The organism is Pseudomonas sp. B111, from assembly GCF_026428275.1.
GTDB lineage: Bacteria > Pseudomonadota > Gammaproteobacteria > Pseudomonadales > Pseudomonadaceae > Pseudomonas > Pseudomonas aeruginosa.
The window spans coordinates 6,165,745-6,183,486 of record NZ_CP097857.1 but is presented as its reverse complement, the minus strand read 5'-3'; the positions used below and the strand labels follow the sequence as shown (position 1 = coordinate 6,183,486).

The window sequence follows — 17,742 nt, the reverse complement described above, 5'->3', positions numbered from 1 at the left end:
TGGGCTGGCGTTCTTCGTGGAACTGACTGGTTTAGCCGAGCAGGGTGGCCCAGCTCTCGACGGCCTCGGGGCCCCACTTGGCTTTCCACTCTTTCAAAGTCTTGTGGTTGCCGCCCTTGGTCTCGATGACTTCGCCGGTGTGCGGGTTCTTGTACTGCTTGACCTTGCGCGCGCGCTTGCCGGCAGGCGCCTTGGCGGTGCGGGTGCTCTTGCCGATCTTGGCGTCCGGATCGAGCAGGGAAATCACGTCACGCAGGGACTTCTGGTAAGTGCCCATCAGCGTGCGCAGCTTCTCTTCGAATTCCAGTTCTTTTTTCAGTTTGTCGTCTTGTTCCAGGGACTTCAGGCGCTCCTGAAGTTCCTTGATGGCTTCTTCCGTGGCGCGATATTCGTTGATCAGGGACATGTCAGGTACCTTGTCTGTGCTGAGTGGCGGTGGCGGGCATGTAAGTAGATTCAATAATAGTCAGGGCGAAACTGTAAGTAAACCGCGATGAAAACTTTTCTCGATGAAATTCAAAGTAATTAATTCCGCATCGGGATTGCCCTGTTGTGCGGGTTTATTCTCTCGCGCAACAGCCTGTCGAAAGGCCTTCGCCGAGGCTGAACTTTTCCCGCCATGCCGCTAGAATGGCGGCCTTTCGCGATGTTTCTGGAGTATACCCATGCGCACTTTTCGGCTGGTGATCGCCTGTCCCGACGGGGTCGGGATCGTTGCCAAGGTGAGTAACTTCCTGGCCACCTACAATGGCTGGATCACCGAAGCCAGCCATCATTCCGACAACGATAACGGCTGGTTCTTCATGCGCCACGAGATCCGTGCCGACTCTCTGCCGTTCGACCTGGATGGCTTCCGCCAGGCTTTCGCCCCGATCGCCCGCGAATTCTCCATGGAATGGCGGATCACCGATTCCGAGGTGAAGAAGCGCGTGGTGCTGATGGCCAGCAAGGAGTCCCATTGCCTGGCCGATCTGCTGCACCGCTGGCACAGCGGCGAACTGGACTGCGAGATTCCCTGCGTGATCGCCAACCACGACGACCTGCGCAGCATGGTCGAGTGGCACGGTATCCCGTATTTCCACGTTCCCGTCGATCCGCAGGACAAGCAGCCGGCTTTCGATGAAGTTTCCCGGCTGATCGACGAACATGGCGCCGACTGCATCGTCCTGGCTCGCTACATGCAGATCCTGCCGCCGGACCTGTGCCGCAAGTACGCCCACCAGGTGATCAACATCCACCACAGCTTCCTGCCGTCCTTCATCGGCGCCAAGCCGTATCACCAGGCGTCGAAGCGCGGGGTCAAGCTGATCGGCGCGACCAGCCATTACGTGACCGAGGAACTGGATGCCGGTCCGATCATCGAGCAGGACGTGGTGCGGGTCACTCACCGCGACAACGTCGAAGACATGGTGCGGCTGGGCAAGGATGTGGAAAAACTGGTGCTCGCGCGCGGACTGCGCTATCACCTGGAAGACCGCGTACTGGTACACGGCAACAAGACGGTGGTGTTCGACTGAGTCGGCTTCCCTGGAATGCCGGCCGGGGCCGGCACCCGGAGGAACGAACATGAGCGATCCCAGGTCGGCGGGCACCGCCAGCCCGCCACCGACCCTCGGCGAGGGTTGCACCAGCCGTTACGACATCGACGCCCTCGGCGACGAGGACGGAACCGAGTTTCCCGGCGCGGCCGAACTCTGGCGGCGTATCCAAGAGAGCGCCAGCGAGACGGGCGAGGCTGACGCCGAGGATACGCTCAGGAAGAAGCCTCGCGACTGCTGATCAGCTTCTTCAGCAGCGGGCGTCCGGCGAGCACTGCGAACACCGGGCCGCCGGCGACGAGGTAGAAATAGAAGGTCACCGCTCGCCAGATGACGATGGCCGCCGCCGCCGTCGACTTGCCGATCATGGGGGCCAGCAGGGCCGCCGAGGTCAGTTCGGTGCCGCCGGCGCCGCCGGGGATCAGCGAGAGCTGTCCGGCGCTGAGCGAGACCATCTGGATCAGGAAGGTCCAGGCCCACTGGATGTCCACTCCCAGGCCGCGCAGGGTCAGGTCGAGCACGCTGAAGCGCAGCAGCCAGTGCGTACTGCTGAGAAGGAAGACCGCCAGCAGGCGTCGTTTCGGCAGGCGCAGGCTGTCGTGCAGGGCAATGCGGAAATGCAGGATCTTGCGGCCCCAGTGCAGGCGCTTGCGCGATGACACGCCGAGCCGCGCTAGAACCCGCCCGTTGAAGCGGATCACCTGGTGCAGGTAGCGGATCAGCATTACCGCGCCGACGAACAGGCCGACCAGGAATACCGCGCTGAAGATCAGGCTCGATTCCATGTTCGGGCTCAGCGAATGGCTGAGGGCATAGATCAGGATCGCGCCGAGGGCGCAGAGGAAGAACGTCAGGTCGGCCAACTGGTCGACCGCGAACACCGCGCTGGTCTGTGCCGGGCGCAGGCCGCGCCGGGCCAGCAGCGCCATCAGGGTCAACGGCCCGCCGCTGCCGCCCGGAGTGGCGCAGAAGGCGAATTCGCTGGCCATGATGATGCCGACGCTCTGCAACTGCCCGAGCTTGCCGGCGCGCCCGGCGAGCAGCAAGCGCAGGCGCAGGCCGTTGATGAACCAGCAGACCACGATCATGCCGAACATCAGCAGCAGGCTGTCCAGCGGGAAGGCGCGCAAGCGCGAGAACATGTCGCTGCCGCCGAGCACCAGCGGAATCAGCGAGGCACCGATCAAACCGAACAGCAGTAACCAGCCTCGACTCATGCCGCGTGGTCCAGGGCGAGGCGGCGCTCCAGCCAGTCGATCTTGGTCAGCGGCTGGCGCCCCTCGGACAGCAGGGTGCGCAGGGTACGCAGCCAGTATTCGCGGGAAAAGCGATGGCGCATGTCGACCGGATGGAGTCCGAGGCGGATCACCGGCGCTGCGCGCCAGGCCCGCCGGCGCTGCTCGCTGAGCGCCCAGGAGAGGCCGCGACGCCAGGCACTGCGCGCGCTCCAGACCAGGCCGGGGGCCTCGATCGGTTGCAGGTGGGGAAGCCGGTAGAGGTTGGACGGGTCGCTGGTGTAGCGCAGTCCGCTCTCGCCGAGCGCCTGGCGGGTGCCGGCGCTCATCAGCCAGGCCGGCGCGACGAAACCGTGCAGCGGCCATCCGCGGCGGCGGAACAGTTCGATGCCGGCGGCCAGGCGGGCCTTGGCCTCGGCGTGGTCGAGGGCATAGAACTCTCCCTCCCAGGTGTAGATGCGACGCATGAAGTATTGCCCTGGAGTACGCGGTGGTGGGGCGTCATCGTAGTGATAGAAGCCGTGGAGAGCCAGTTCGTCACCCCGGGCCACCCGCCGCGAGAGCAGTTCGCAGAACTTTTCGTCGGCTTCCAACGGGTTGCGATGGTGGAAATCGGGCACTACCAGCCAGGTCATGGGGACCTGGCCGAGCGCGTCCACGGCCTCGACGAAGGGCCGGTAGTCCGGCCAGGTTTCCGGGGCCACGTCGTGCAACACCAGCAGCAGGCTGCGTTCAGCCATAGCGCGGGAACCTCGCCTCGCTGTCGCCGAGTACCGCGTGGTAGTGCAGGAGCAGGCCGGCGACCACCGCGTCCCAGGCATGCTGGCGCTCGACGTGACGGCGGGCGCGCTGGCCGCGCAGCTCGACGTCGTGGCTGAACAGTTCGCGCACCGCGCAGGCCATGGCGTCGCCGTTGTTCGGCGCGCAGAGCACGCCGCAACGCTCCGGGACTATTTCCGCCAGTGCCCCGGCGCGCACCGCCACCACCGGAATACCGCTGGCCATCGCTTCGAGTGCGACCAGGCCGAAGGTCTCCTGGTCGCCGGCGTGCAGCAGCGCGTCGCTGCTCGCCAGCAGGCGGGCGACTTCGCGGCTGTCGCAGAAATGGTCGACCACGCTGGTGTTGCGCGGTACCCGGGTCGGCATGTTGGAACCCACCAGCAACAGGTGATAGCCGTCGCCGAGGCGCTGGATGGCGTCGAGCAGTACCGGCAGGTTCTTTTCCCGCGAACCGCGCCCGGCGAACATCAGCAGGCGGGTTTCCTCGTCCAGGCCGAGTTCCTGGCGCAGCCCCGGATCTCGGTTGCTCGGATGGAAGGTGACCAGGTCGACGCCCAGCGGTTGTACATGCACGTCGGCGACGCCCAGGCGCATCAGCTTTTCCGCCATTACCCGGCTGGGGGCCAGGACCCGGTCGAAGTGGCCGTACAGCTTGCTGACGTAGTTGTCCGCGTTGGTGCCGAGCCAGGCGCCCATGCGATTGCTCACCAGCAGCGGCAGGTCGGAGTGGTAGAAGCCGATCACCGGCACGTCCAGCCGACGCCGTGCGTCGAGCGCCGCCCAGGCGGTGAGGTAGGGGTCGCCGACCTCGATCAGGTCCGGTTGCAGATTGCGCAGCACCTTGCGCCAGGGGCCGCGACGGAGAGGGAAGCGGTAGCCATTGCCGAATGGCAGCGGCGGCGCCGGCACCTCGTGGATGCCGTTCGCCTGGCGATAGCCGGCGCCAGGAACCAGCACGCTGTGGCGAATGCCGGGATAGTGCCAGAGATGGCGATGCTTGGCTTCGAGATAGGTGCGTACCCCCCCGCTGGCAGGCGCGTAGAACATGGTCATATCGGCGATGTGCACGATGGGCCTTCCTCCGTTGAGCTTGTTCCTTCTGCCACTCAGTGGACCACCGGCGCCGGCAGTCGTTCGAACGGTGTGCGGGAGCCATGGGTAGCTTCAAGTCTAGGAAAGAAAGCGCGAGCCGGCGCGTTCGGGGCAGCCAGCGCGGGAATAGGTCGCAGAGGGAGCGGGCGGAGAGGAAGGCATGCCTCGGGAGGCATCCTGGCAGGATAAGGGTGAACAACGCCGTTGGCGTTGTTCACCCTACGAATGGCCGGGGGCAGGGCGGATAGCCGCGGCGCGATTATCCGCCGGTTCGGCTACGGCTCGGGCAGTGCTCAGATCTTGAAGCTGTCCACCAGCTGGCGCAGGCGCCCGGCCTGGGTTTCCAGCTCGCCGCAGGCGCGCAGGGTGGCCTGGAGGTTCTCCACGCCTTCCTGGTTGAGGGTGTTGATCTCGGTGATGTCCATGTTCAGCGAATCGACCACCGCGGTCTGCTCCTCGGTGGCGGTGGCCACCGACTGGTTCATCCCGTCGATCTCGGCGATCCGTCCGGTGACGCTGCTCAGGCGTTCGCCGGCACGGTTGGCGATCTCCACGCTTTCAAGGCTGTAGCGCTGACTCTCGGTCATGGTGCTGACCGCTTCCTGGGCGCCGATCTGCAGTTCCTCGATCATCTTCTGGATCTGCTGGGCCGACTCCTGGGCGCGGTGGGCCAGGTTGCGCACCTCGTCGGCGACCACCGCGAAGCCGCGTCCGGCCTCGCCGGCGCGGGCGGCTTCGATGGCGGCGTTGAGGGCAAGCAGGTTGGTCTGCTCGGAGATGCCCTTGATCACCTCGAGGATCTGGCCGATGTTCACCGTGCGGCTGTTGAGGGCCTCGATGTTGGCGCAGGAGGCGCTGATCTTCTCGGAAAGCTCGTTCATCGCGCGGATGGTCTGCTCGACCACCTGCTTGCCGTCTTCGGCCTGGTGGTTGGCGTCGGACGCATGGTGCGAGGCATCGGCGGCGTTGCGGGCGATTTCCTGGGCGGCGGCGCCGAGTTCGTTGATCGCCGCGGCGACGCTGTTGGTGCGGTTGGACTGCTCGTCGGAGTTGGCCATCGAAGAGTTCGAGGCGTTCACCACCAGTTGCGAGACGTCGTGCAGTTTGTGCGCGGTCCCGGCGACTTCCCGGATCGAGCGATGGATCCGCTCGACGAACTGGTTGAAGGCATCGCCGAGCACGCCGAATTCATCGCGGCTGGTCACGGCGAGGCGCTTGACGTCTGCAGCTGAGGTCGCCGCCCCCCCGGCTCGCCCTCCCCGGCGATGGTCCCCCGGATGCGGCCCCCCCGGCGCCGGCCCCGGCCGCCCCAGGTCCGCAGGTGCCTCGGCTGCCCCATCAGCCCAGCCCCCCGCCGCCCCCCCCCCCCCCCCCTCCCCCACGCCGACTCCCCCCCCCCCCGCCGACGCCCCCCCCCAGCGCGGCGGCCCAGAGCTCTCCCCGGGGCGCGGCGCGCCGGACCCCACAACCAGGTGGTGTTGTTCCACCCCCCACCCCCCCCGACCCCAGGCTGCCGCCTCGCCCACCGCCGCCCGGCACCCACCCTCCGTTCTCCCCTCCCCGTTCCCCCCCCCCCCCCCCCCCCCCCCCCCCCCCCCCCCCCCCCCCCCCCCCCCCCCCCCCCCCCCCCCCCCCCCCCCCCCCCCCCCCCCCCCCCCCCCCCCCCCCCCCCCCCCCCCCCCCCCCCCCCCCCCCCCCCCCTTGTGTGGGGGGAGGGGGGTGCGGTTGGACTGCTCGTCGGAGTTGGCCATCGAAGAGTTCGAGGCGTTCACCACCAGTTGCGAGACGTCGTGCAGTTTGTGCGCGGTCCCGGCGACTTCCCGGATCGAGCGATGGATCCGCTCGACGAACTGGTTGAAGGCATCGCCGAGCACGCCGAATTCATCGCGGCTGGTCACGGCGAGGCGCTTGGTCAGGTCGCCCTCGCCCTGGGCGATGTCCTGCATGGCACGGCCCATCAGGTGCAGCGGCTGCATCAGCAGGCGGATCAGCAGGCCGAGCAGGACCAGGATGGCGACGATGGAGATCAGCGCGGCGGCGATGGCCGAGACGCGGAACTTGCTGAGCATGGCGTAGGCCTTGTCCTTGTCGATGGACAGCGCCAGGTACCAGGTCACCGAAGGCAGGCCCTTGATCGGGGTAAAGGCGAGGATGCGGGTATGCCCGTGCAATTCGGCCTCGCTGAAACCGGTGGCGATCTTCGGCGTGTTCTGCGGGTAGACCTCGCTCAGGGTCTTCATCACCTGCTCTTTGTCCGGGTGCACCAGGATCTTGCCGTCGCCGCTGACCAGGAAGGCGTAGCCCATGCCGCTGAAGTCCAGCGAATTGATGATCTGTACCAGGGTCTTCAGGCTGAGGTCGCCGCCCACCACGCCGAGGGTGTTGCCGGCGGCCTTCACCGGCGTCGCCGCGGTGATGATCAGTTCCTGGGTGGCGGCGTCGACGTAGGGCTCGGTCAGGGTCAGGCCGCCGGCCGCTACGGCGTCCTTGTACCAGGGCCGGCTGCGCGGATCGTAGCCGGCCGGCATCGGGCTGTCCGGGCGCATGGTGAAGACGCCGTCCTGCTGGCCGAGGTAGGTGAAGCTGAAGGTCGAGGTCAGGGCCGGCTGTTCGAGCAGGGCGCTGACGGCTTCCGGGCTGTGGTCGCGGGCCAGGGTCTGGGCGGTCTGCTCGACCAGCAACAGACGGCCACCGAGCCAGTTCTGGATGTTGCTGGAGGTCACGTCACCCATTTCCCGCAGGTAGCTTTCGAGGTCCTCGCGGATCGCGTTGCGCTGCAGGTAATCGTTGTAGAGGGTGAACAGTGCGAAAGCGGCGAACACCACGAGGGAGGCCGCGAGGAGGATCTTGTGGCTGAACTTCAGACTTTTGATCATGTTGTATTGCGTCCAGGAGTATGTAGCGCCAGTCTTTGACCAGACCCCTGCGACCGTTCCGCGGGCGCAGGGGCTTTCCGTACGCCTTGCAGCGTCGGGCGGGTCGCGCGGGTGGGTAGTCCGTCGACCCAGGCACGGCCTTGTGCCACGAAGCCACGGTTCCCTGGGTGGCTCCGAAGAATGCGTGATACGGATACGATGGCGATTTTTCCTGTCTCAGCAAGGCCCGAAGGTCTTCGCTGAAGCTGGACGGCCAGATCGGGTCGATGCGCTGGCCCGACGCCCTTCGCGGGAACCCGCGCATATTGGTACGCGGGTTCCGCTGGAAGCCCCGTTGTACAAGGGCTTTCCCTTACTGTCGGCACAGCGTGCCGGAGCTTTAGTCCCGAGGATGAATGGATGTCGCAAGCGAATGAGTTGTTGATCGGCGCTGGCCCCGATGGCCAGCCGGTAGGGCAGGCCTGGCGCCTGGCCAACCGTCATGGATTGATCGCCGGCGCCACCGGTACCGGCAAGACGGTGACCTTGCAGCACCTCGCCGAATCCTTCAGCGATGCCGGTGTCGCGGTATTCGCCGCCGACATCAAGGGCGACCTGTGCGGCATCGCCGCGCCGGGCAACCCGCAGGGCAAGGTCGCCGAACGCATCGCCAGCATGCCGTGGCTGAATTACCAGCCGAAGGCCTACCCGACCACGCTCTGGGACATCGCCGGGAAGACCGGCCACCCGTTGCGCACCACCATCAGCGAGATGGGCCCGCTGCTGCTGGCCAACCTCCTGGAGTTGACCGATAGCCAGCAGGCCGCGCTGTTCGCCGCCTTCCAGGTGGCCGACCGGGAAGGCCTGCTGCTGCTCGACCTGAAGGACCTGAAGGCGCTGCTCAACCACCTGAAGGACAATCCGGAGATCCTCGGCGAGGACCGGGCGCTGTTCACCGGCGCTTCCGGGCAGGCGCTGCTGCGCCGCCTGGCCACTCTGGAGCAGCAGGGCGCCGAGGCCTTCTTCGGCGAGCCTGCCCTGCAACTGGAAGACATCCTCCGCCCCGAGCCGGACGGGCGCGGGCGCATCCACCTGCTCGACGCCAGCCGCCTGGTGCACGAGGCGCCGAAGGTCTACGCGACTTTCCTGCTCTGGCTGCTGGCCGAGCTGTTCGAGCAACTGCCGGAGCGCGGCGATGCCGACAAGCCGGTGCTGGCACTGTTCTTCGACGAGGCCCACCTGCTGTTCAACGGCACGCCGAAAGCCTTGCGCGACCGCCTGGAACAGGTGGTCCGGCTGATCCGCTCGAAAGGCGTCGGGGTGTACTTCGTCACCCAGTCGCCGGGCGACCTGCCGGACGATGTCCTGGCCCAGCTCGGCCTGCGTATCCAGCATGGCCTGCGCGCCTTCACCGCCAAGGAGCAGAAATCGCTGCGCGCGGTGGCCGATGGTTTCCGCCCGAACCCGGCGTTCGACACCCTGGGGGTGCTGACCGAACTGGGTATCGGCGAGGCGCTGGTCGGCACCCTGGAGGAAAAGGGCACGCCGGCCATGGTCCAGCGCGTCGCGGTGGCGCCGCCCTATTCGCGGATCGGCCCGCTGAGCGACAGCGAACGCGCCGAACTGGTCCAGCGGTCGCCGTTGAAGGGGCGCTACGACCAGCCGATCGATCGCGAGTCGGCCTACGAGGTGCTGGCGAGCAAGGCGGACGCCAAGCCCGAGGTCCAGGGCCAGGCGCCCGCACAGCAGGAAAGCTCGTCCGGCGTCGGCGGCATGGCCGGGCAGATACTCGGCAGCCTGCTGTCCAATTCGACGGTGAAGAGCGCCATGCGCCAGGCGGCCAACCAGTTGAGCCGGGAGCTGGTGCGTGGCCTGCTCGGCTCGTTGATGGGCGGGAAGAAGCGGCGCTGAGCGCCAGGCCATGAAAAAGGCGCCCGCGGGCGCCTTTTTCATGGGGGCTGGATGATCGCCGACTAACCGCTTCGCGGTTAGCTGGCCTGTGGGACGGACGGGCTCAGATCTTGAAGCTGTCCACCAGGTGCCGCAGGCGCCCGGCCTGGGCTTCCAGCTCGCCGCAGGCGCGCAGGGTGGCCTGGAGGTTCTCCACGCCTTCCTGGTTGAGGGTGTTGATCTCGGTGATGTCCATGTTCAGCGAGTCGACCACCGCGGTCTGTTCCTCGGTGGCGGTGGCCACCGACTGGTTCATGCTGTCGATCTCGCCGATCCGGCTGGTCACGCTGCCCAGGCGTTCGCCGGCACGGTTGGCGATCTCCACGCTCTCCAGGCTGTAGCGCTGGCTTTCGGTCATGGTGGCCACCGCCTCGCGGGCGCCGACTTGCAGCTCTTCGATCATCTTCTGGATCTGCTGGGCCGACTCCTGGGCGCGATGGGCCAGGTTGCGCACCTCGTCGGCGACCACCGCGAAGCCGCGTCCGGCCTCGCCGGCGCGGGCGGCTTCGATGGCGGCGTTGAGGGCGAGCAGGTTGGTCTGCTCGGAGATGCCCTTGATCACCTCGAGGATCTGGCCGATGTTCACCGTGCGGCTGTTGAGGGCCTCGATGTTGGCGCAGGAGGCGCTGATCTTCTCGGAAAGCTCGTTCATCGCGCGGATGGTCTGCTCGACCACCTGCTTGCCGTCCTCGGCCTGGTGGTTGGCGTCGGACGCATGGTGCGAGGCATCGGCGGCGTTGCGGGCGATTTCCTGGGCGGCGGCACCGAGTTCGTTGATCGCCGCGGCGACGCTGTTGGTACGGTTGGACTGCTCGTCGGAGTTGGCCATCGAGGAGTTCGAGGCGTTCACCACCAGTTGCGCCACGTCGTGCAGTTGACGGGCGGTGCCGGCGACCTCGCGGATCGATTCGTGGATACGCTCGACGAAGCGGTTGAAGGAAATGGCCAGCGTACCGAATTCATCGTTGCTGGTGACCTTCAGGCGCTTGGTCAGGTCGCCTTCGCCCTGGGCGATGTCCTGCATGGCGCGGCCCATGTCGGTGAGCGGTTGCATCAGTACGCGGATCAGCATGCCGAGGAGAAGCATGATGCCGACCACCGCGATCAGCGTGGCGACGATCGCCGAAGTGCGGAATTCGCTGAGCATCGAATAGGCGGTGTCGCGGTCGAGGACCAGGGCGACGTACCAGGTCACGCCGGGCAGTCCCTTCACCGGGGTGAAGGAAACGAACTGGCTGCGGCCGTCGAGTTCCACCTCGTGGACCCCGGGGTCGATGTTCGGTGCGCCCTTGGGATAGGCTTCGGCGAGGGTCTTCAGGACCAGCCCGGAGTCGGGGTGGAGGAGGATCTTGCCGGCGTCGCTGACCAGGAAGGCGTAGCCGGCACCATCGAACTTCAGGGAATTGAGGATCGCGGTCAGGGTCTCCAGCTTCATGTCGCCGGCGGCGACGCCCAGCAGTTGACCGGCGTGCCGCACCGGCAGCGACATGGCGAGGATCTGCTCGCCGGTGCCGGCATCGACGAAGGGTTCGGTGACGATAAGCCGGTCGGCCGCCAGCGCGTCCTTGTACCAGGCGCGGGTACGTGGGTCGTAACCTTCCGGCATGGCGTCGTAGGGGCGCATGGTGAAGGCGCCGCTGGCCGCCTCGCCAAGATAGACCGACGCGAAATTGCGGCTGAAGACGGGCTGTTCCAGTTGCCTTGCGATATTCGCCTCGTCGGGCTGGTCGAGCAGCGCCAGTTGCGAGGCCAGGCCTTCCACCAGGTGCATGCGGCCTTCCAGCCAGCTCTGGATGTTGCTGGCGGTCAGGGTGCCGATTTCCCCGAGGTAGTTTTCCGTGTCCGTGCGCACGGCCTCGCGCTGTCGGTAATCGTTGTAGAGGATGAAGCAGGTGAAGGCGAAAACCACCACCAATGCGGCGGCGAGAAGGATTTTCTTGGCAAACGACAGCGAGCGAAGCATGAGCGATGCGTCCTGGCAAAAGCCTCAAGAAGGGCGGGGAGCCCAGGCCACCAGGTAGGGAGCTTGCGGGGGAAAGCCATGATCCAGCGCCTGAACGGCCGGCTTTGTAGCACAGTGCCAGCATAAAGGCAAAATAGTGGCGCCATGAAAATGGCGCCACTGGAGGGAAATCGCTCTGGAAGAGGACGTCAGTCCGGAGCCAGTCCGCCGACTTTGGTGCCGACGCCGTCGAAGAAGGCTTTCAGACCGCCGACGATACCGCTGTCCGTGGGACTCAATACGGCAATCAGAGCCACCGCGATCAAACCGGCGATAACCGCGTATTCGATGGCATTTGCCCCTTCTTCGTCCGCCAGGAATGCGCGAACTTTGCAATACACGAGCAGAGTCAGGTTCTTCATTCTTGTTTGCTCCTCGAACGCGGCAATCACCGAGACAGAGCCCTGCCTCCACGCTGAGGCTAGGCCGATGATGGCGTTTTGCAACAACTAAATGGCATTAGTAGGAGTGGATTAGTCGCAAGGTTATATGGCGGGTTACAAGGCTTGGACTACATCTAATGACAAATTGACATTGATTATCCCGAGTCTAGATTCAGGCCTATCGTCGCAAGTTCGAAGTTATGAACTTTGGTTCTTGAATAACGACTGTCGCCAGTCGATAACCCCAATGTACCTGCCATGGAAAGCCAGTCCCGGAGTATGGCCATGACACGGACAGCGAGACGCCCGTTTTTCTTTTCCGATCATCGGCGATCGCCGGTGATTTTCCGTTCATCGACCTGTCCGGACGCATAGCAGGGGTCTGCCCATGAATAGCAAGGTGCTGATGGCCCTGGCCGGCCTGCTGCTGCTCGGTGCGGTGCTGCTCGGATACCTCGGCGTATCCATCGGCCGCGCGCCATCGAACGCGCATGCTCCATCCGTGGCGCCGGCTTCGGCGGCGGTGGACGCTTCGCTGGAAAAGCTCGAACGCAAGCCGGTGCTGGTGGCCAGTCGCGATCTCCCGGCGCTGGCGGTGATCGGCAAGGACGACCTGAGCGTCGAGCTGTTGCGGACCGCACCGGTCGGTAGCTACGACAGGCCCGAGGCGTTGCTCGGCAAGCGGGTCTGGGTCGCGGTGCCGGCCGGCAGCATTCTTTCCGCCGCGACCCTAGAACCCGGCGGTCCGCTGGCCCGGACCATCCGTCCGGACGAGCGGGCGATGGCGATCGCTGTGGACGAAGTGGTCGGCGGCGGCGGCTTCGTCCTGCCCGGCGACTATGTCGACGTGATGCTCTTCGTGCGTGACGAGCGGGACGGCGAATCGACCCCGCTGGCGCAACTGGTGTTGCCCGGCGTCCGGGTACTGACCTACGGCGAGCGGATCGCCGTGGGCAGCGATGGGCAGGACCGCTCGAACCAGGAAAAGGACCCGCGTCCGCCGCGTACCGCGGTGCTGGCGGTACCGGAGGACGGCGTGGCGCGGCTGATGCTGGCGAGCCAGGCCGGTTCGCTGCGCCTGGCCATCCGCAGCAAGGACGAAGAACTCTACCGCAGGGAGCAGGAAGGCGCGCTGCTGCAAGCGTCGCTGGGCGCGCCGAGCGCGGTGCTGAGCCTCGACCAACTGCTGGAGCGCCGCAAACCGACGGCGCCGAGCGTGCGCAGCACGGCTCCGCGCGTGCCGGTGGCCAACGGGGTCACGGTCTACCGTGGCAGCGCCATGACCCATGAAGCGCCTTGAGGGGAGCCGGCATATGCATCGGAGCACCGGGATAGGCGTGTCGCGCTGGCTGGGAGGGCTGCTGGGGGTGGCGTTGGCGCTGCCGGCACTGGCTTTGCCGCAGGGCTGCATCGAGTTGCTGGCGCAGGCGCCGCGGGTCGACGTCGTCCAGGGACAACAGCGTGACCTGCGCCTGGCGGTGCCGATCGAACGGCTGGCCATCGGCGATCCGAAGATCGCCGACGTACAGTTGCTGGATCGTCGCGGCTTCCTGGTCACCGGCAAGGAACAGGGCTCCACCAGCCTGCTGATCTGGACCGGCTGCAGTCCCGAGCCGTTGCGCAGCCTGGTGGAGGTCGAGGGACGCGGTAGCGTCGATACCCGCGGTGCTCCAGCGTTCACCGCCGGCGCCGCGGAGGAGCTACCGAACCAGGTGCAGACCGATATCCGCTTCGTCGAGGTCAGCCGCAGCAAGCTGAAGCAGGCCAGCACCTCGTTCGTCCGGCGCGGCGGCAACCTCTGGGTGCTCGGTGCGCCAGGCAGCCTCGGCGACATCAAGGTCAATGCCGACGGCAGCGGCCTGGGCGGCACCTTCGGCACCGGCAGCTCGGGATTCAACCTGATCTTCGGCGGCGGCAAGTGGTTGAGCTTCATGAATGCCCTGGAGGGCAGCGGCTTCGCCTATACCCTGGCGCGCCCGAGCCTGGTGGCGATGAGCGGGCAGAGCGCGTCGTTCCTCGCCGGCGGCGAGTTTCCGATCCCGGTGCCGAACGGCACCAACGACAACGTCACCATCGAATACAAGGAGTTCGGCATCCGTCTGACCCTCACCCCGACGGTGATGAACAACCGCCGCATCGCTCTCAAGGTGGCGCCGGAGGTCAGCGAACTGGACTACAGCGCCGGCATCCAGAGCGGCGGGGTGGCGGTGCCGGCACTGCGTGTCCGGCGCACCGACACCAGCGTGATGCTGGCCGATGGCGAGAGTTTCGTGATCAGCGGACTGACCAGCAGCAACTCGGTGAGCAACGTCGACAAGTTTCCCTGGCTGGGCGACATCCCGATCCTCGGTGCGTTCTTCCGCTCGACCAAGCTGGACAAGGACGACCGCGAGCTGCTGATGATCGTCACCCCGCACCTGGTCCAGCCGCTGGCCGCCGACGCACAGTTGCCGGACCTGCCCGGCGAGGGCTTGCGGCACTACGATCCGGGGTTCTCGCGCCTGTACTTCCTCGAGCGCGGCGAGTACGACGGCCAGCAGAACGACACCGGCCTGTCGGATTAGGAGGCGCGCATGAACCAGAACTTCGTGGCGCTGACCCAGCATCCCGGCGAACTCGACTGGTTGCAGAACAGCCTGGCGTCCGCCGGCCAGGTGGTACCGGCAGGCAGCGCCAGCCTGGAGGAGTTGCTGGCGCTGCTCGACGTCACCGCCGCCGGGGTGCTGTTCATCAGCCTCGGCAAGAGCAACCTGGTGTCCCAGGGCGCGCTGGTCGAGGGATTGGTATCGGCGCGGCCGATGCTCTCGGTGGTGGCCATCGGCGACGGCCTGGACAACCAGTTGGTGCTGGCGGCGATGCGCGCCGGCGCGCGCGACTTCATCACCTACGGCGCCCGCGCCAGCGAGCTGACCGGGCTGATCCGGCGCCTCGGCGGACGCCTGCCCAGCGTGCCGGTGAGCGCGGCGCGCCAGGGCGAGCTGCTGACCCTGGTCAGCGCCCGACCGGACGCCGACGGCGCCTTCGTCGCCTTGCACCTGGCCAAGGCGTTGCAGGAGCAGACGCCGAACCAGGTCCTGCTGCTGGACGTCGGCCAGCCCACCGGCGAGGCGCTGGCGATCCTCGGCCTGGACTCGGCCTTCACCTTCAGCGACGCCTTGCGCAACCTGCGGCGCCTCGACCAGACCCTGATCGACAGCGCCTTCACCCGCCTCGACAGCGGCCTGCGGATACTCAGCCTGACCGACGAGCCCGGCGTGCTGGAGCGAGTCACCACCGCCGAACTCTATCTGTTGCTGGGCAACCTGCGCGGGGCGTTCAGCCATGTGGTGGTCAACCTCACCGGGCTGCCCGAGGGCGAGCTGAGCAACCAGTTGCTGGTGCAGGCCAACCGCGTGCTGTGGATGGTCGACCAGAGCGTGCCGTCCTGCAAGAAGGGCCTGGAGCGCCTGCGCCGCCTGCGCGAGCGCAACCTGCCGTTGCCCTCCATCGAGTTGCTGATCGAGCGCTACCTGCCCAATGTGGCGCCGGACCAGCAGGCCCTCAGCCGGATGTTCGACCTCGATCTGTTCGGCGTCCTGCCGTTGTCCCCGGAATCGCGCCTGCGCGCGAAGAACCTCGGCAAGAGCCTGTTCGAGGTGGCGCCGCGCGACCCATTGGCGGCCAAGCTGCGGCAACTGGCGGACAGCCTGTGCGTGACACGCGGCGAGCGCCGTTCGCTGCTGTCCTGGCTCGGCCGGGCCAAGGCGGCGCTGCTATGAGCACGGGATTCGGCGCGCGTCCTGACGGCGGTGCCTTCCACTACCGCCAGGAGCGGGACATCCAGGCGCTGAAGCTGCGCCTGCACCGCTACATCATCGACGAGATCGACGAAGACGGCATGAACCTGCTGGAGGGCGCGCGCTCCGCCGTGGTCCAGTACGTCTCGGAAAAGGTCTGCGAATACGGCTCGCGCCATCAACTGGCGATCTCCCGCTACGAACTGGACCGCCTGGCCGAAGAGGTGGTCGACGAACTCACCGGCTTCGGCCCGCTGGAGATCCTCCTGCGCGATCCCGGCGTCTCGGAAATCCTCGTCAACGGACCGGGCCGGGTGTTCGTCGAGCGGGAAGGGCGGCTCTACCAGAGCGACCTGCGCTTCATCGACGACCACCATGTACTGCGGGTGATCCAGCGTATCCTCGCGCCCCTCGGCCGACGCCTGGACGAGTCCAGCCCGATGGTCGACGCGCGCCTGCCTGACGGCAGCCGGGTCAACGCGATCATTCCCCCGGTGGCGCTGGACGGGCCGTGCATCTCGATCCGCAAGTTCAGCCAGGAGCTGCTGCGCAGTGCCGACCTGCTGGCCTACCAGAGCGTCGACGAAGCCTTGCTCGAGTTCCTCCGCCAGGCGGTCTCGCGCCGCTGCAACATCCTCATCAGCGGCGGCACCGGCACCGGCAAGACCACCTTGCTCAACGTCATCAGCGGCTTCATCGACGAACGCGAGCGGATCGTCACCATCGAGGACACCGCCGAGCTGCAACTCGGCCACGACCACGTGGTGCGCCTGGAGACCCGTCCGCCGAACGCCGAGGGCTACGGCGAGGTGACCGCCCGCGACCTGATCCGCAACGCCCTGCGGATGCGCCCGGACCGGATCATCCTCGGCGAGATCCGCGGCGTCGAGGTGCTCGACGTGCTGCAGGCGATGAACACCGGCCACGACGGCTCGATGAGCACGGTGCACGCCAACTCGGCGATGGATTCGCTGCTGCGCATGGAGATGCTGGTCGGCCTGACCGGCAACAGGCTGCCGGAGCAGACCTTGCGCCTGATGATCTGCGCCGCGCTGGACGTGGTGGTGCAGATCACCCGCCTGGCCAGCGGTCGGCGTTGCATCAGCGAAGTGCTGGAGGTGCTGGAGGTGCGCGACGGCGTGTACGTCACCAATACCCTGTTCAGTCTCGACCGGCGCGGTAGCGGGCAGTTCGTCCGCCAGGCCGCGCCGGTCGGGCAGAAATTCCGCCAGGCGCTGCTGTGAACGGCGCGCAACTGCTGGTGCTGTTCAGCGGCGTGCTGGCTTTCGCCGCGCTGGCCCTGGCGTTCATGGGCTGGCGCGCCGGGCGCAACGAACTGGTGGTTGAACGGCTGCTGGGACGCCAGGAGGCGGTCGCGGTGCGGCCGCGCAGCAGTCACTGGCTGGCTCGCCAGATGCGTCGCGCCGGTATCCAGCGCCCGCGCCCGTGGTTGTTCGGGGCGGCAGTGCTCGCGCTGCTGCTGGTCTGGAGCGGATTGCGCCTGTTCGGCATCGTCGGTGCGCTAGGCGGCCTGCTACTGGCGGCGCTGTCCTGCCGCGTCGCCCTGGGCATGCTCTACCAGCGCCGCCTGAAGCGAATGATCCGGCAGATGCCGCGTTTCCTCGACCAGGTGGTGCGCAGCCTGCACGCCGGGCGCACGCTGGGCGACGCGCTGATGCAGGCAGTGGAGAATGCCGAGGAGCCGCTGCGCGACATCTTCACCCTGGCGCGCAACCACGTGCTTCTCGGCATCCACCTGCCGGAGGCGTTGCAGGAAGTCGCCGAACTCTACGAGGTTGAGGAGCTGCGCATCCTCGCCCTGGGCGTCTCGGTCAACCACCGTTATGGCGGCAATACCAGCGACCTGCTGGACAGCATCGTCAAGCTCATCCACGAGCGCGAGAAGCTCAGCCGGCAGTTGCACGCGATGACCGGCGAGACACGGATCAGCGCCTATGTCCTGGCCGGCGTGCCGAGCGCCCTGGGCGGCTACATCCTGGCGAGCAACCCGGGCTATCTGCTGAACATGTGGGCCGACGGCACCGGGCGTTTCCTGCTGCTGGCCTCGCTCGGGCTGCAACTGCTCGGCTGCTATGCGCTGTGGCGCATGCTCAAGAGCGTCTAGGAGGTG

15 protein-coding genes are annotated in these 17,742 nt (G+C 66.8%); 8 read left to right on the top strand and 7 right to left on the bottom strand.

Annotated elements, in window-relative coordinates:
* Positions 1-31 precede the first annotated feature (31 nt).
* The gene (gene mvaT, locus M6E97_RS28645; protein WP_003093888.1) at positions 32-406 is read right to left on the bottom strand and encodes a histone-like nucleoid-structuring protein MvaT; all 375 of its coding nucleotides are present in this window, start codon (positions 404-406) and stop codon (positions 32-34) included.
* Positions 407-665: 259 nt separating this feature from the next.
* Between mvaT and purU the strand changes: the two genes are divergently transcribed.
* Both purU and M6E97_RS28635 read left to right on the top strand, forming a co-directional pair.
* Entirely contained in the window at positions 666-1,517 is an 852-nt protein-coding gene (gene purU, locus M6E97_RS28640; RefSeq protein ID WP_003101174.1) for a formyltetrahydrofolate deformylase, read from the top strand.
* Between the two features lie 49 nt (positions 1,518-1,566).
* Positions 1,567-1,779 carry a hypothetical protein gene (locus tag M6E97_RS28635; protein ID WP_003101176.1) on the top strand — a complete coding sequence of 71 codons (213 nt, stop codon included), beginning with the start codon at positions 1,567-1,569 and terminating at the stop codon, positions 1,777-1,779.
* On the opposite strand, the gene M6E97_RS28630 is transcribed toward M6E97_RS28635, so the two are convergent.
* The 4 genes from M6E97_RS28630 to M6E97_RS28615 all read right to left on the bottom strand — a co-directional run bounded on the left by M6E97_RS28630 (position 1,754) and on the right by M6E97_RS28615 (position 7,521).
* Positions 1,754-2,755: a lysylphosphatidylglycerol synthase transmembrane domain-containing protein gene (locus M6E97_RS28630; protein WP_003093885.1), complete on the bottom strand. Its 1,002-nt coding sequence runs from the start codon at positions 2,753-2,755 to the stop codon at positions 1,754-1,756. The genes M6E97_RS28635 and M6E97_RS28630 overlap by 26 nt on opposite strands.
* The gene (locus M6E97_RS28625; protein ID WP_003093883.1) at positions 2,752-3,513 is read right to left on the bottom strand and encodes a DUF2334 domain-containing protein; all 762 of its coding nucleotides are present in this window, start codon (positions 3,511-3,513) and stop codon (positions 2,752-2,754) included. Before M6E97_RS28625 ends, M6E97_RS28630 begins: the two co-directional genes overlap by 4 nt.
* Complete coding sequence (locus M6E97_RS28620) at positions 3,506-4,621, bottom strand: glycosyltransferase family 4 protein (RefSeq protein WP_033939193.1); 1,116 nt, start codon at positions 4,619-4,621, stop codon at positions 3,506-3,508. Before M6E97_RS28620 ends, M6E97_RS28625 begins: the two co-directional genes overlap by 8 nt.
* Before the next feature lie 317 nt (positions 4,622-4,938).
* Entirely contained in the window at positions 4,939-7,521 is a 2,583-nt protein-coding gene (locus M6E97_RS28615; RefSeq protein ID WP_267262435.1) for a methyl-accepting chemotaxis protein, read from the bottom strand.
* A gap of 399 nt (positions 7,522-7,920) precedes the next feature.
* Between M6E97_RS28615 and M6E97_RS28610 the strand changes: the two genes are divergently transcribed.
* Positions 7,921-9,411 (top strand): helicase HerA-like domain-containing protein, encoded by a 1,491-nt coding sequence (locus tag M6E97_RS28610; RefSeq protein WP_021264185.1) that lies wholly within the window; start codon positions 7,921-7,923, stop codon positions 9,409-9,411.
* A gap of 103 nt (positions 9,412-9,514) precedes the next feature.
* Here M6E97_RS28610 and pctC read toward each other — a convergent pair whose 3' ends face one another.
* Positions 9,515-11,413, bottom strand: coding sequence for a methyl-accepting chemotaxis protein PctC (pctC, locus tag M6E97_RS28605; RefSeq protein ID WP_267262434.1), 1,899 nt, complete (start codon positions 11,411-11,413; stop codon positions 9,515-9,517).
* 188 nt (positions 11,414-11,601) lie between these two features.
* Positions 11,602-11,814, bottom strand: a complete 213-nt coding sequence (flp, locus tag M6E97_RS28600) for a type 4b pilus Flp major pilin (RefSeq protein ID WP_003141191.1) — start codon at positions 11,812-11,814, stop codon at positions 11,602-11,604.
* Positions 11,815-12,223: 409 nt separating this feature from the next.
* Between flp and rcpC the strand changes: the two genes are divergently transcribed.
* From rcpC to tadB, 5 genes are read left to right on the top strand one after another with little or no spacing between them, the layout of a single operon-like run.
* Positions 12,224-13,135 carry a type 4b pilus Flp biogenesis protein RcpC gene (gene rcpC / locus M6E97_RS28595; protein ID WP_031686548.1) on the top strand — a complete coding sequence of 304 codons (912 nt, stop codon included), beginning with the start codon at positions 12,224-12,226 and terminating at the stop codon, positions 13,133-13,135.
* A gap of 13 nt (positions 13,136-13,148) precedes the next feature.
* The gene (gene rcpA, locus M6E97_RS28590; protein WP_003110119.1) at positions 13,149-14,399 is read left to right on the top strand and encodes a type 4b pilus Flp secretin RcpA; all 1,251 of its coding nucleotides are present in this window, start codon (positions 13,149-13,151) and stop codon (positions 14,397-14,399) included.
* Between the two features lie 9 nt (positions 14,400-14,408).
* On the top strand, positions 14,409-15,593 hold the full coding sequence (gene tadZ / locus M6E97_RS28585; protein ID WP_003093855.1) for a type 4b pilus Flp biogenesis protein TadZ: 1,185 nt from the start codon (positions 14,409-14,411) through the stop codon (positions 15,591-15,593).
* Positions 15,590-16,855 carry a type 4b pilus Flp biogenesis ATPase TadA gene (gene tadA, locus M6E97_RS28580; RefSeq protein WP_033939195.1) on the top strand — a complete coding sequence of 422 codons (1,266 nt, stop codon included), beginning with the start codon at positions 15,590-15,592 and terminating at the stop codon, positions 16,853-16,855. Before tadZ ends, tadA begins: the two co-directional genes overlap by 4 nt.
* Positions 16,852-17,736: a type 4b pilus Flp biogenesis protein TadB gene (tadB, locus tag M6E97_RS28575; RefSeq protein ID WP_003093848.1), complete on the top strand. Its 885-nt coding sequence runs from the start codon at positions 16,852-16,854 to the stop codon at positions 17,734-17,736. Before tadA ends, tadB begins: the two co-directional genes overlap by 4 nt.
* Positions 17,737-17,742 lie beyond the last annotated feature (6 nt).